11 protein-coding genes and 1 pseudogene are annotated in these 13,246 nt (G+C 73.5%); 6 read left to right on the top strand and 6 right to left on the bottom strand.

The window, feature by feature from the left end; all coding sequences use genetic code 11:
* Positions 1–110: 110 nt before the first annotated feature.
* The 3 genes from AB0H37_RS06350 to AB0H37_RS06340 are packed head-to-tail and all read right to left on the bottom strand — an operon-like array spanning position 111 to position 4,099.
* Positions 111–2,042: an ABC transporter permease gene (locus AB0H37_RS06350; RefSeq protein ID WP_360611749.1), complete on the bottom strand. Its 1,932-nt coding sequence runs from the start codon at positions 2,040–2,042 to the stop codon at positions 111–113.
* A 3-nt stretch (positions 2,043–2,045) separates the two neighbouring features.
* Positions 2,046–2,804, bottom strand: a complete 759-nt coding sequence (locus AB0H37_RS06345; RefSeq protein ID WP_360611748.1) for an ABC transporter ATP-binding protein — start codon at positions 2,802–2,804, stop codon at positions 2,046–2,048.
* The gene (locus AB0H37_RS06340) at positions 2,801–4,099 is read right to left on the bottom strand and encodes an SGNH/GDSL hydrolase family protein (protein ID WP_360611747.1); all 1,299 of its coding nucleotides are present in this window, start codon (positions 4,097–4,099) and stop codon (positions 2,801–2,803) included. Before AB0H37_RS06340 ends, AB0H37_RS06345 begins: the two co-directional genes overlap by 4 nt.
* Before the next feature lie 126 nt (positions 4,100–4,225).
* Between AB0H37_RS06340 and AB0H37_RS06335 the strand changes: the two genes are divergently transcribed.
* Together AB0H37_RS06335 and AB0H37_RS06330 are read left to right on the top strand one after the other, a co-directional pair.
* Positions 4,226–5,557, top strand: coding sequence for a sensor domain-containing protein (locus AB0H37_RS06335; RefSeq protein ID WP_360611746.1), 1,332 nt, complete (start codon positions 4,226–4,228; stop codon positions 5,555–5,557).
* Positions 5,527–6,213: a response regulator transcription factor gene (locus AB0H37_RS06330; protein WP_179831908.1), complete on the top strand. Its 687-nt coding sequence runs from the start codon at positions 5,527–5,529 to the stop codon at positions 6,211–6,213. Before AB0H37_RS06335 ends, AB0H37_RS06330 begins: the two co-directional genes overlap by 31 nt.
* 297 nt (positions 6,214–6,510) lie before the next feature.
* Here the strand turns inward: AB0H37_RS06330 and AB0H37_RS06325 are convergent.
* Positions 6,511–7,785, bottom strand: a pseudogene (locus tag AB0H37_RS06325) (MFS transporter); the annotation flags it as partial.
* 197 nt (positions 7,786–7,982) lie between these two features.
* Positions 7,983–8,729 (bottom strand): helix-turn-helix domain-containing protein, encoded by a 747-nt coding sequence (locus tag AB0H37_RS06320; protein ID WP_360611745.1) that lies wholly within the window; start codon positions 8,727–8,729, stop codon positions 7,983–7,985.
* 252 nt (positions 8,730–8,981) lie between these two features.
* On the opposite strand from AB0H37_RS06320, the gene AB0H37_RS06315 reads away from it, so the two are divergent.
* The 3 genes from AB0H37_RS06315 to AB0H37_RS06305 are packed head-to-tail and all read left to right on the top strand — an operon-like array spanning position 8,982 to position 11,435.
* Positions 8,982–9,644 (top strand): DUF4097 family beta strand repeat-containing protein, encoded by a 663-nt coding sequence (locus AB0H37_RS06315; protein ID WP_179831911.1) that lies wholly within the window; start codon positions 8,982–8,984, stop codon positions 9,642–9,644.
* A 37-nt stretch (positions 9,645–9,681) separates the two neighbouring features.
* Positions 9,682–10,665 (top strand): ATP-binding cassette domain-containing protein, encoded by a 984-nt coding sequence (locus AB0H37_RS06310; RefSeq protein WP_179831912.1) that lies wholly within the window; start codon positions 9,682–9,684, stop codon positions 10,663–10,665.
* Positions 10,662–11,435 (top strand): ABC transporter permease, encoded by a 774-nt coding sequence (locus AB0H37_RS06305; RefSeq protein ID WP_360611744.1) that lies wholly within the window; start codon positions 10,662–10,664, stop codon positions 11,433–11,435. Before AB0H37_RS06310 ends, AB0H37_RS06305 begins: the two co-directional genes overlap by 4 nt.
* A gap of 71 nt (positions 11,436–11,506) precedes the next feature.
* On the opposite strand, the gene AB0H37_RS06300 is transcribed toward AB0H37_RS06305, so the two are convergent.
* Positions 11,507–12,136 (bottom strand): LUD domain-containing protein, encoded by a 630-nt coding sequence (locus tag AB0H37_RS06300; protein ID WP_360611743.1) that lies wholly within the window; start codon positions 12,134–12,136, stop codon positions 11,507–11,509.
* A gap of 158 nt (positions 12,137–12,294) precedes the next feature.
* Here AB0H37_RS06300 and sigJ point away from each other — a divergent pair, with 158 nt between their 5' ends.
* Positions 12,295–13,233 carry an RNA polymerase sigma factor SigJ gene (gene sigJ, locus AB0H37_RS06295; RefSeq protein ID WP_329096494.1) on the top strand — a complete coding sequence of 313 codons (939 nt, stop codon included), beginning with the start codon at positions 12,295–12,297 and terminating at the stop codon, positions 13,231–13,233.
* The last annotated feature ends 13 nt before the right edge of the window (positions 13,234–13,246 follow it).

The following is a 13,246-nucleotide window of genomic DNA, read 5'->3' as shown; positions in this document are numbered from 1 at the left end:
TCACCTCCTAGCGACGTCTTCACGGCCGAGCGCGACGGTATCAGCGCGGCGCCGCCTCGATCCAACCCTTTTTCCACCTTGATGGACGCCGCACCGGCCCGAGCCGGGATCTATTCGCGGGCGGCGACCAGGGCCGTGGGGGACGGTCTGGTCGCCGCCACTGCGGTCAGGGCGGCGGCTGCGGCGGTGATGGCCGGGGCGGCCACGGTCAGCAGGCCGAGGAGGGGCCAGGGCACGGCGAGGACGCGCACGCCGTGCATCTTCGGGAAGAAGCCCGCCAAAGCCCCCGCTGCGACCAGGGCCCCCAGGGACAGGCCGATGAAGGTGACCGCCGCGGACTCGATGACGGCCATCCGGACGACCTGGGCGCGGGTCAGGCCGGTGGCGCGGGCGACGGCGAACTCGGTGCGGCGTTCGGCGGCGGCGATCACGACGGCGTTGACGACCGCGATGGCGGCGTAGAGGCCGGACATGCCCATCAGGACGGCCATGATCCCCATGGTGCCGCGCTGCTGGTCCGCCACTCTGGCGTCCGCCCACTGGTGAAGGGTGCGCACCTCGCCGCCTCCGGCGGCGCGGATCCGGGCGGCGACCGCCTGCGCCGATGTGCCGGGGGCGACCTGCACCAGGGTCTCCGTGGGCGCGTCCGCGAGCATCTCGGCAGGGACGAGGTCGCGCGGCACCAGGAAGTTGTCGCTGCCGTTCTCCAGGACTTCCGGCAGGCGCGCGACGGTGCGCAGCTTGACCTTGCGGGAGCCGATCCGTGCCGTGACGGTGCCGCTGCGGACGCCTTCGGCGGCCAACTGGGGGCCGATCGCGATGGTGCGGCCGTGCAGCGCGTCCAGGGAGCCGGAGCGCAGGGTGAGGCGGTGGGTGCGCCGGTAGGCGGCGCCGTCCACGGCGGTGATCCCCGAATAGCGGGTCTGCCGGTAGGAGCGGCCTTCCACACGATGCCGGGACGTCACCGACATCTCGACCTGGCTCTGCGGGGACGCCAGGGCGACGCCGGGAATCTGGGGAATCCGGGCGGCGGCGGCCCCGTCCGAGCCGACCACCAGGTCGGCGGCGGTGATCCGTTCGAGGTCCGCGCCGGTGGCGCGGGCCAGCGAGTTCAGCGCGCCGGTCAGGCCGACCAGCAGGCCGACCAGGACGATGACGGGCGCGGCCGTCGAGGCGCTGCGCCGTACCGCGTCGCGCAGGTTCGCCTGCGCCAGCTCGCCGAGCACGCCGGTGCGCAGCACCGTCCCGAGCACCCGGCCGACCAGCGGGACGGCGAGCGGGCTCAGCGCGCTGAGGGCGATCGATCCGAAGATCGACACGGCCATCCCGATCAGCAGGGCGCCCAGCAGGTCGGCGCCGTGCCCGGCCGTGACCAGCATGACCGTCAGGGCCAGGGAGGACACCCCCGACAGCCAGCGGCCGACGGTCATCACCCGGGCCGCGCGGGGGGCGTCGCGCAAGGCGTCCAGCGGACGGACCCGGGCCGCCCGATAGGAGGCGGACAGCACTCCGAAGACCGCGACGCCGATCCCCACGCTCGGCGACAGCAGCAGGATCCCGGGAGACCAGTGCGTGGAGAAGCCGCGGGGGAGCAGCCCGATCCCGATCAGCAGCCGGGTCTGGAGCCAGGTGCCCGGCACGCCCAGGAGGATCCCGAGGACGCTGCCCGCGAGGCCCAGCAGGAACGCCTCGCCCAGCAGCAGCCTGACCAGTTGCGGACGGCTCCCGCCGAGCATGCGCAGCAGGGCGAGGTCCTTGCGCCGCTGCTCCACGGCGAAGGCGAACGTCGAGCCCACGATGAACACCGCCAGGAACATCGCCAGCGGTGTGGCCATGCCCAGCAGCGTGGCGGCCCCGACGTACCCCTCCCGGATCTGCTCGGCCGTCCGGCCGGAGGCGCCCGGCGGGATCTTCGGCTCGCCCGTCGAGACCAGCACGATCACCGACGACTGCACCAGCGCCACGCCCAGGCAGACGGTGAGCAGCGCCCCGGCGAACAGCGGCCAGCGGTCCCGGACGGTGCTGGCGGAGATGCGCAGCACGGGTCAGCCCTCCAACCGGGTGAGCCGCTCGGCGACCTGGGCGGCGGACGGGCGCGGCAGGCGGTCCGCGACCCGGCCGTCGGACAGGAAGACGACCGCGTCGGCGCCCGCCGCCGCTACCGGGTCGTGGGTGACCATCACGACGGTCTGCCCGGCGGTGTCGACCATGCGGCGCAGCAGCCGCAGGACCGTGCGGGCCGATCCGGTGTCCAGGGCCCCGGTGGGTTCGTCGGCGAACAGCACCGAAGGCCGCGTCACCATGGCGCGGGCGATCGCCACCCGCTGCTGCTGCCCGCCCGACAACTCGCGCGGACGGTGCCGCGCGCGGTCTTCCAGGCCCACGTCGGCGAGGGCGGCCCGCACGTCCCGGCGCGACGGCCGGGCGCCGGCCAGCTTCAGCGGGAGCGCGACGTTCTGCTCGGCGGTGAGCGAGCCGATCAGGTTGAAGTTCTGGAAGACGAACCCCACGGCACGGCGGCGCAGCCCGGTCAGCGTCGCGTCGGTGGCGTGGGTGACGTCCCGCCCGGCGAGCAGGACGCGCCCCGAGGTCACCCGGTCCAGGCCCGCGGCGCAGTGCAGCAAGGTCGACTTCCCCGAACCGGAGGGGCCCATCACGGCGGTCCAGGAACCGGCGGGGAAGGTCACGCTGACGTCTGCCAGGGCCTGAACCCGCGCTTCGCCCGTCCCGTAGTGCCTGCTCACCTGGTACAGCTGCACCGGCGCGACCGGGACGGCGGCATGCGCGGGGGCGGGAGCCGTCACCGCAGGGCCCGCAGGTCGACGCCGCGTGCCAAGGCCTGGTAGCCCGCGTCGTTGGGGTGAAGGCCGTCCTGGTACACGTACGAGAGCCGGGGGCGGTCGGGGTCGGCGGGGTCGGCCATGATGCGGTCGGCGTCCAGGACCGCGTCGTAGGAACCGCTGGTCCGGATCCAGTGGTTGACGGCGTCGCGGTTCTTCTCCACCTGGGGCGTCCAGACGGGGAAGAGGGCGCCCTTCATCGGGAGGATGGTCGTCCCGACGACCTTGAGGCCGCGGGCCCGGGCGGCGCGGATCAGCTGCCGTTGGGCGGCGATGACCTGCGCGGCGGTCGCCGGTCCCCCCGGCCGCAGGCAGGGGTCGCCGGGCGTGTCGCGGATGTCGTTGGCGCCCAGGTGGACGAGCACCGCCCGCACGCCGGGACGGTCCAGGACGTCGCGGGCGAACCGGGCGGTGGCCTTCTCCCCGCTGCACGCCGAGTCGTGCCGCAGGCGGTTGCCGCCGATGCCCGCGTTGACGACGCCGAGCGGGTCGCGGCCGGCGGCCAGGCGCTCGGCCAGCGCGTCCGGCAGCCGCGCGTCGGCGCCGGGCGCGGCTCCGACGCCGTCGATGAGCGAGTCGCCGAAGGCGACCACCGTGCCCGCGCCGTTCCCGCCGGTGACCTCCACGCCCGCCAGGTAGTACAGCGCGTCGGTGGAGCGGGTGTAGGCGCCGCCGCCCTCGTCGGACAGGTGGTCGCCGGAGGCGCGGTAGGCGGGTTGGGTGGTGAAGCGGTGGAAGGTCGCGGGCCCCGTCGCGCCGGTGAACCGCAGCGTGACCGCCAGCTTCTCCAGCGGCGCGGTGGTCAGCGGCACCGGATCACCGACGATCTCGGCGCCCGGCGCCACGGTGACGGACCGCGCCCCGCCGAAGGTCAGCGCCGCCGTGGTGCCCGGCCATGCCTGGGCGCCGCCCGCCGAGCGGGCGACGGCCGCGGCGGCGACCCGCAGGGGCCGGGTCCCGTACCGGTTGGACAGCCGGATCCGCACCTTCGAGCCGCCCGCGCTGAGCCGGACGACCTGGCGCAGCGAGTGGTCGCCGAAGCCTTCCACCGACCAGTTCGGCCCCTCGTCCTCGCCGCCGGCGATCGGGCGCTGCATCGCCGCGCCCCAGCTCTGCGACCAGCCCGTGGACCGGTGGGACGCCGCCTGCGCCGCGGCCGGGGCGGGACGGGGCCAGGCGTATCCGAGCCCGCCGATCAGCGCTGCCGCGGTGATGCCGGCCAGGGGCGCGGCCATCCGCGCGGGGAGCTTTCGTCTCATGCTCCGATCCCACCGCCGAGGCGCCGCCGGCCGCATCACGGTGATCCACCAACTTGGAGGTATGCCTGTCACTACCTCGGTGTTCGCGCGGGCCGGGCGGGTCACGGGGTCGGCTACCGTACGCCTGTGCCGAACGACCCGCCGCCCACCCTGCTGGCCGCGATGGGACGCCGCGGGTTCCTGCTGACGGCCTGGCCTTGGCGCGCCGCCGGCTACCTGCTGTCGACCGTGGCCGTCGTGGTCGCGGCGGGCCTGCCGCTGCTCCTGCTCGGCATGCCCCTGCTCCTGGCCGCCGCCTCGGACGCCGCTCTCGGCGAGCGGGCGCTGCCCGCCGTCCTCGGCCTCCTGCTGGTCGCCGGGCTCGGGCCGGCGGCGACCATCCCGCTGACCGGGGTGGAACGGCGCCGCCTCCGCATGGTGGACGTCCGCCCGGCGGGACCGGGGCATCGGCGGCCGCCCGAGCGGGGCGTCCTGCCGTGGCTCCGCACCCGCTACACCGAGCCGGTCACCTGGCGCGCACTCGGCTACTTCCTGCTGCTGTCCGCCGCCGTCCCCGTCCTGTACGCGGCGCTGCTGTCCGCGCTGGCCTTCGAGTTCGGCGCCGTGGCCGCCCCGCTGATCCTGCTCGGCGGCGACGGGCCGATGGTGCTCGGCCCGGTGACGATCGCCGACGCGGAGGCCGCGCTGCCCTACGCGGTCGCGGGGCTGGCGCTGCTGCCCGCCGTCCCGTACCTGCTGGCCCTGGTCGCCGGGGCGCAGGGCGCGCTCGCCCGGGCGCTGCTGCGCCACGGCTCCGGCGGACGGCTCCAGGCCGAGCTGGTCGAGGTCGCGCGGTCCCGGGCCCGGCTGGTCGACGCGTTCGAGGCCGAGCGCCGCCGCATCGAGCGCGACCTGCACGACGGTGCCCAGCAGCGACTGCTCTCGCTGACCCTGAAGCTCGGGATCGCCCGCGTGGACCTGCCGCCCGGCTCACCGGCGGCCGACAGCGTCGCGGACGCCCACGCGGAGGCCAAACGGCTCATGACCGAGCTGCGGGAACTCGTCCACGGGATCCATCCCCGCGTCCTCACCGACCGGGGCCTGGCGGCGGCGCTGGGCGAACTGGCCGACCGGTCCCCGCTCGCGGTCACCGTCGAGGCGGACCTGCCCGGACGGCCGCCCCGCCAGGTCGAGAGCACGGCCTACTTCGCCGCCGCCGAGGCGCTCACCAACGCCGCCAAGCACAGCGGCGCCGACCGGGCCGCGGTGTCCGCGCGCCTGGCGGGCGGCGTCCTCACCGTGGAGGTCGCCGACGACGGCGCGGGCGGCGCCGACCCGGCCCGCGGCACCGGGCTGACCGGCCTCGCCGACCGGGTGGCGGTGATCGACGGCAGACTGCTCGTGTCGAGCCCCGCCGGGGGCCCGACCCTCGTCCGTGTGGAGCTCCCTTGCGAACCGAACCGACCGCCGTCCGGGTAGTCCTCGCCGAGGACGGCGTCCTGCTGCGGGAGGGCCTGGCCGGGCTGCTCGCCAGGTTCGGCTTCGACGTCGTCGCCGCGGTCGACGACGCCGAGGCCCTGCTCGCGGCCGTCGCCGAGCACCGTCCCGACCTGGTCGTCACCGACATCCGGATGCCGCCGGACTTCTCCGACGAGGGACTGCGCGCCGCCGTGCGGCTGCGGCGCGCCGACCCGGGCCTCGCGGTGGTGGCGCTCAGCCAGTACGTCGAACTGAGCTACGCCGCCGACCTGCTGGACTCCGGCGACGGCCGCCGGGTCGGCTACCTGCTCAAGGACCGGGTGGTGGACGTCGCCGACTTCGTCGCCGCGCTGCGCCAGGTCCTCGACGGCGGCACGGTGGTGGACGCGCAGGTCATCCGGCAGCTCATCGGCCGCCGCCGGGACCCGCTCGCTGCGCTGTCCCCGCGCGAGCACGAGGTGCTCGCCCTGATCGCCGAAGGACACTCCAACGCCGCCATCGCCCGGCGGCTGGTCGTCACCGACGCGACCGTGGGCAAGCACGTCCGCAGCATCCTGGCCAAGCTCGACCTCCCCCAGACCGATGACACGCACCGCAGGGTCCTCGCCGTCCTGACCTATCTCCGCGGCCGTCCCCCCGCCACGGGCCCCGCGTGAATCCGCGAGGCCCAGGGCGGGTTTCGAGGTCCTGAGCGATGGAGCCGAAATCCACGCAGACGCGCCGCCGTCAGACGCTGTGAGCGGGGGTTTCCGGCTGCGGGTTCGGGGTGCCGGCGTCCTCGGGGGCGGTGCGGTGCTCGGGCGCGGGGTGTTCATCAGGACGGCGACGATCAGCGCGCCGACCACGAGGATCCCGGCGGACCAGGCGCCGGCCGCGCCGAAGCCCTCCACCAGTGCCTGCCGGGCGATGGCCGGGCTCGGGGCGTGCGAGGAGAGGTAGTCCGCGGTGGTCCCGGTGGCGATGGTGTTGAGCAGCGCGATGCCGATCGAGCCGCCGATCTGCTGCGCGGTGTTGACGCTCGCCGAGGCTATGCCGGAGTCGCCCTGGTCGACGCCGTGGGTGGCGTAGTCGAGGGCCGGCGGCATGATCATGCCCGCCCCGAAACCGAGCAGGAGCTGCGCGACCAGGACGCCGGCGGCGTAGGGGGTGCCGGGCTCCAGGGTCAGCATCCACAGCATGCCGGCGGAGCTGACGAGCATGCCGGGGACGATCAGCGCGCGCGGCGGGACCCTGGGCAGCAGCCGGGTGGTGAGCCCGCCGGCCGACAGCAGCACCGCCATGGCCATCGGAAGGAAGGCCACGCCCGTCCTGACCGGCGAGTATCCCTTGACGACCTGCATGAAGTACGTGAGAAAGAGGAACGCCCCGAACATCCCGATGACGGCCAGGCCCACGGCCAGGTAGGCGCTGCCGCGGGTGCGGTCGGCGATCACGCGCAGCGGCAGGAGCGGCTGCGCCACGCGGCTCTCGACGAGGGCGAACACGGCGAGCAGCACCGCGCCCGCGGTCAGCAGGCCGATGACCTTCGCCGAGCCCCAGCCGTCCGACCCGGCCCGGCCGGTGGCGTACACGATCGCGACCAGCCCGCCGGTGACCGGCAGGACGCCGAGGAGGTCGAACCGGGCCGGGCCCGCGTGCCGGGATTCGGTGATGACCGCGAACCCGCCGACCGCCGCGATCACGGCGATCGGGATGTTGATGTACAGGCACCAGCGCCAGTCCAGGTAGTCGGTCAGCGCCCCGCCGGCCAGCAGCCCGATCGCGCCGCCCGCGGCGGAGATGGCGCCCCAGATCCCGAACGCCTTGGCGCGGTCCTTCGGCCCGGTGAACGTCACGGCCAGCAGCGACAGCGCGGACGGGCCGAGCAGCGCGCCGAACCCGCCCTGCAGGGCGCGAGCCGTCAGCAGCATCTCGAAGTCGGCCGCCGCGCCGCCGAGCGCCGACGCGCCGGCGAAGCCGAGCAGGGCGATCAGGAAGGCCCGCCTGCGGCCGGTGTAGTCGGCGATCCGGCCGCCGAGCAGCAGCAGGCTTCCGAACGCCAGGGTGTACGCGGTGATGATCCACTGCCGGTCGCCGTCGGAGATCTGCAGGTCCCGCTGGAGCGACGGCAGCGCGATGTTCACGACCGTCCCGTCCAGAACGATCATGAGCTGGGCCAGGCCGATGAACAGTAGCGCGGCCCAGCGGCGCGAGCCGGTCGGCGGCGCGGGCGCCTTCGTGGTCGCCATGACTTCGTCCTCACTCGTGGTGCGGCGTGCCACGCGAATCGCTCGCGGGGCCTCCTGACGGACACGAGACACCGGCGGCCCCATCTTTCTGACAGGGCGTTCGTGTGAGCTGCGCCACGAGGACGACCGCATCGCCGGCCTCTACCGCGTCCGCAAGCCCCGCGGAACCGCCCCGGCGATGAGGCGGACCGCGGCTGCTAGCCGCGGTCCGGATCCGGCTCGGCGCCGGCGGGAGACGTCTCGGGTTTGGTGTAGAGGACGTCGCGGGCCTGTTCCATGGCGCGGGTCAGGCTTTCGCTGATGAAGTCGAGGAAGCGGGAGGCGTTCTCCAGGCGGGCGCCGGCCGGGGTGCCGCGGCCGAGGATGGCGACGCCCTGCCGTGCGGTCTCGCTGAAGCGGTCGTTGTCCCTGACGCTGCGGATCATCGACTGGTACCAGAGGTCGTTGTCGACGACGTAGCGCTCGCGGCGGCCGTCGCTCTCCCGGCGGACGAGCTCCAGGCCCGTGAGGAACGTGACCGCCTTGGAGACGGACGCGGGGCTGACCTGGAGGCGCTCGGCGAGTTCGGAGGCGGTGAGGCTGGCGTCGGCGGTGTAGAGGCAGCCCAGTACCCGGGCCGTCATCCTGGGCAGGCCCGACGCCATTATGACGGTGGTGAGGGTCTCCTGGAACTCCTGCACGGCCTCGGCGTCGCGCCCGTAGGGCTGCGGCGCCGCCTGCGTCCCCCGGGGCGCGGTCTGGGCGCGCCGCCGGGTGCGGCGCTGTGTGGCGTGGTGGGCCAGGTCGGCGCGGTAGCCGGTGGGTCCGCCGTTGCGCATCACCTCGCGCGTGACCGTGGAGGTCGGGCGGTCGAGACGACGGGCGATCTCGGCGTAGGCCAGCCCGTCGGCCAGCCCCACGGCGATCTGCTGGCGCTCCTGCTGGGTGAGCCTGCCTCCGGGCATCACGCCCCCCTTCGATGCCCGCGCGGGGCGATGGTGTCGCCGAGTGTTCCCCGGTGCCTTCACCATAGCGTTCACCTTCACTACATTGCAACGCGCAACGGGCGAACGTTGCGTTAAATGTAAGGCCGTTGCAATGATTATATGGCTCTGACCTGCATAGACAGCATGTCAATGCAAAGATCCCGTTGCCTAGATCTGGAAAGCAACGTAGCTTTTGCGATGTCAGAAACGACGAGCCGCAAGGAGAGCACGATGCAGAAGTTCGAGACCCCCGCCCCGATCGCCACCGTCCTGGACGTCCCCGCGGGGCGCATCCAGCTCATCGCCGCCGACCGGGCCGACACCGCGGTCGAGGTCCTGCCCGCCGACGCCTCCAAGGGGCGCGACGTGAAGGCCGCGGAGCAGACCACGGTCGAGTACGCCGACGGCGTCCTGCGGATCGCGGTCCCGGTGAAGAACCAGTACCTCGGCGCCTCCGGATCCATCGAGGTGACGGTCCAGCTGCCCACCGGCTCCCGGGTCGAGGCGAAGGCCGCCAGCACGGAGTTCCGGGCCGTCGGACGGTTCGGCGACGTCGCCTTCGAGGGCGCCTACCGCTCGATCAAGCTGGACGAGGCCGCGAGCGTCCGCCTCACCGCCACCGACGGCGACGTCGAGGTCGGCCGGCTGGGCGGCCCGGCGGAGATCAGCACCCAGCGGGGCGACATCCGGATCGCGGAGGCCGTGCGCGGCAAGGTCGTCCTCCGCACCCAGTCCGGCGACATCTCGGTCGGCGCCGCCGCCGGGACGTCGGCCTCGCTGGACGCGGGCACCGGCCACGGCCGCATCAGCAACGCCCTCAAGAACGATGGCACCGCCGAGCTCGACATCCACGCCACCACCACGCAGGGCGACATCACCGCCCGCAGCCTCTGACCCGCGGCCCCCGAAGCGACCCCCCAAGGAGCAGCACATGACCGACCTGGCCATCGCGGCGAGCGGACTGCGCAAGTCCTACCGCGACAAGAAGGGCGAGAAGGTCGTCCTGGACGGCATCGACCTGGCCGTCCCCGAAGGAACGATCTTCTCCCTGCTCGGCCCGAACGGCGCGGGCAAGACCACCACCGTCCAGATCCTGTCCACGCTGATCCGCGCCGACGAGGGCGAGGTCCGCGTCGCGGGGTTCGACCTCGGCCGCCAGGCCGACGACGTGCGCGGTGCGATCGGGGTGACCGGGCAGTACTCGGCGGTCGACAAGCTGCTGACCGGCGAGGAGAACCTCCTCCTCATGGCCGACCTGAAGCACCTGCCGAAGGGCGAGGGCAGGCGGAAGGCCAAGGAGCTGCTGGAGAAGTTCGACCTGGTCGACGCGGCGGGCAAGCCGGCCTCCACCTACTCCGGCGGCATGCAGCGCCGGCTCGACCTGGCGATGACCCTGGTCGGCGACCCGCGCCTGATCTTCCTGGACGAGCCCACCACCGGTCTCGACCCGCGCAGCCGCCGCGCCATGTGGGGCATCGTCCGCGACCTCGTCCGGAACGGCGTCACCATCTTCCTCACCACGCAGTACCTGGACGAGGCCGACGAGCTCGCCGACCGCATCGCCCTCCTCGACCACGGGCGGCTGATCGCCGAGGGCACCGCCGAAGAGCTGAAGCGGCGCATCCCCGGCGGCCACATCCAGCTGAAGTTCGGCGACCCGGGCCGTCTCGACGCCGCCGCGCTGGCCCTCGGCGCGGGCACCCCCGACCCCGAGGCGTTCACCCTGCAGGTGCCGAGCGACGGCAGCGTCCGGATGATCCGGGACGTGCTCGCCGTCCTGGACGAGCACTCGATCGAGATCGACGAGATGTCGGTGCACACGCCCGACCTCGACGACGTCTTCCTCACCCTCACCGGCCGGGAGGCCGACGACCAGGCCGACAGCAAGGCCGACAGCAAGGAGGCCCTCCGATGAGCACCCTCACCCTCGCCGCGCGCGACTCCTCCACCATGGTCCGGCGCCAGCTCAAGCGCATGATCCGCTACCCGGCCATGACCGTGCAGCTGATCATCACGCCCGTCATCATCCTGCTGCTTTTCGTCTACGTCCTCGGCGGCACGCTCGGGAACGGGCTCGGCGGCGGCCGCGACGCCTACGTCAACTACGTCGTCCCCGGCATCCTGCTCATGACGGCCGCCACCGCCGCGACCGGGACCGCCGTCATGGTCGCCACCGACATGACCGAGGGCATCGTCGCCCGGTTCCGCACCATGCGGATCTCCCGGGCCTCGGTCCTCACCGGCCACGTCGTCGCCAGCGTCGTCCAGCAGCTCTTCGGGATGGCCGTCCTCATCGGCATCGCCCTGGCGATCGGCTTCCGCCCGAACGCAGGCGCCCTCGAATGGCTCGCGACCGCGGGAATGCTGACCCTGTTCGCCGTGGCCGTCACCTGGCTGTCGGTCGCCCTCGGCCTGAAGTCCTCGACCCCCGAGGCCGCCAGCAACGCTCCGATGCCGCTGATCCTGCTGCCGTTCCTCGGCAGCGGCTTCGTCCCCACCGACTCCATGCCCACCGCCCTGCGCTGGTTCGCCGAGTACCAGCCCTTCACCCCGATCATGGAGACCGTCCGCGGCCTCCTGCTCGGCACCCCGATCGGCAACAGCGGCGCCATCGCCGCCGCCTGGTGCGCCGGCCTCGCCGTGCTCTCCTACCTCTGGGCCAAGCACACCTACAACAAGGCCTGACCGTGAACCGGCCGACCAGGGCCGTCAGACCGAAAGGTCTGGCGGCCCTGAACGCTTTCCGGCCGCCCGGTTCAGAAACCGATGGTTTCGCGGAGCAGCAGGACGGTGCCGCGTCCGGGCTGGTACTCCGCGTTGAGGATGAGAACGCGGTTGACCGCGCTGGGCCAGCCGTGGACCGCCTGGGTCCGGGCGTTCTCCAGCGGGAGGCAATGTTCTTCGACGCGGCGCAGCGCGGTGCTCAGGTCGGGGACGACCTTCTGCGCCCCGACGATCCAGATCGCACGGGCGGCGCCGCCGGAGTAGGCGGGCAGCTGGCTTCCGCTGCCCGAGGCGGCCACGAGGGACCCGGTCTCGGTGACCGCGGCGACGCTGCCCACGACGACGTCGGGGCCGGCGCACAGCCGCCGGATCTCGTCCATCCGGGTGGCGCGGTCCATGGCCAGGATGCGCGGCTTGACGGCCTCGTATCGTCCGCTGGCGTTGATGTCCTCATCGAGACCGGACAGGCGGAGGGTCTCGCTGGCCCCGGTGAACACGCTGGCGCCCGCCGGTATCAGCTCGCCGACGCGGGCGCGTGCGGCGGCGGCGTCGTCGAGGATCTCCACGGTGAAACCGTGCGCGGTCAGAGCGGCGGCCGCCCGCTCCAGCTGCCGCGCGGGCGCCGGGCGGGTGAACGGTGTGGCCGGTACGGGGGTGGTCATGATGTCTCTGAGCTTCCTGTTCGCTGGATGACGGGTTCGTCTCAGCGGTTCGACAACACAGGCCGCCGGATCGTGAGGCGACGCACCGGCCTCACATTCCGGGGCCCTGCCTTGTCGGTCTGGTGAAGGCGGATTCGACCGAGGGAGGTGCCGGCGCCATGACCACCGGACCCGGGCAAGGACACGGCCGGCCCGATCCGGGCCTGGACGCGCTCATGAGTGAGCGGCGCCGGCTGATCGGTCTCGCCTACCGGCTCCTCGGCTCCCTGGCCGAGGCCGAGGACGCCGTGCAGGAGACGTACACCCGCTGGTACGCCATGTCCCCGCAGCGGCAGGACGCCATCGAGTCGCCCGGCGCCTGGCTGACGACGGTCGCCGGCCGCATCTGCCTCAACATGCTCGGCTCGGCCCGTGCCCGGCGAGAGACCTACGTGGGCGACTGGATCCCCGAGCCGCTGCCCGGGCGCACGGAATGGATCAGCGGGCGGCCGGGCGGTGCGACCGCCGACCCGGCCGACCGGGTCACCCTGGACGAGTCGCTCAGCCTGGCCTTCCTGGTCGTGCTCGAATCGATGACCCCGGCCGAGCGCGTCGCCTTCATCCTGCACGACGTCTTCCGCCACCCCTTCGCCGAGGTGGCCGAGATCGTCGGCCGTACCCCGGCGGCATGCCGCCAGCTGGCCTCCTCGGCCCGCCGCCGCGTCCGCGCCTCGCAGCCTTCCGCGACTCCGGCTGCCCGGCACGCCGGCATCGTCAGGGCCTTCAAGCAGGCATGGGAGGCCAAGGACATCGAGGCCCTCATCCGCCTGCTCGACCCCGACGCCACGGCGATCGCCGACGGCGGCGGCCTCGCCGTCACCTTCCCGCGCCCCATCGAGGGCGGCGAGGAGATCGCGCGCGCCTGGATCGAGATCGCCCGGCGCAGGCCCGGCGACATGACGTTCCTGGAACGCACGGTCAACGGTCAGCCCGGCCTGGTGGCTCAGCAGGACGGCGTCATCGTGACGGTGTTCGCGTTCCAGGTCGCAGGCGACCGGATCCAGCACATCTGGGTGGTGCGCAACCCCGAGAAACTCCGCCGCTGGACGGCGGGCTGACGCGCCGGTCGTG

The sequence above is a fragment of the Actinomadura sp. NPDC023710 genome, assembly GCF_040639875.1.
Lineage (GTDB): Bacteria > Actinomycetota > Actinomycetes > Streptosporangiales > Streptosporangiaceae > Spirillospora > Spirillospora citrea.
The sequence above is the reverse complement of the archived record's forward strand: the minus strand, read 5'-3'. Positions and strand labels throughout refer to the sequence as shown.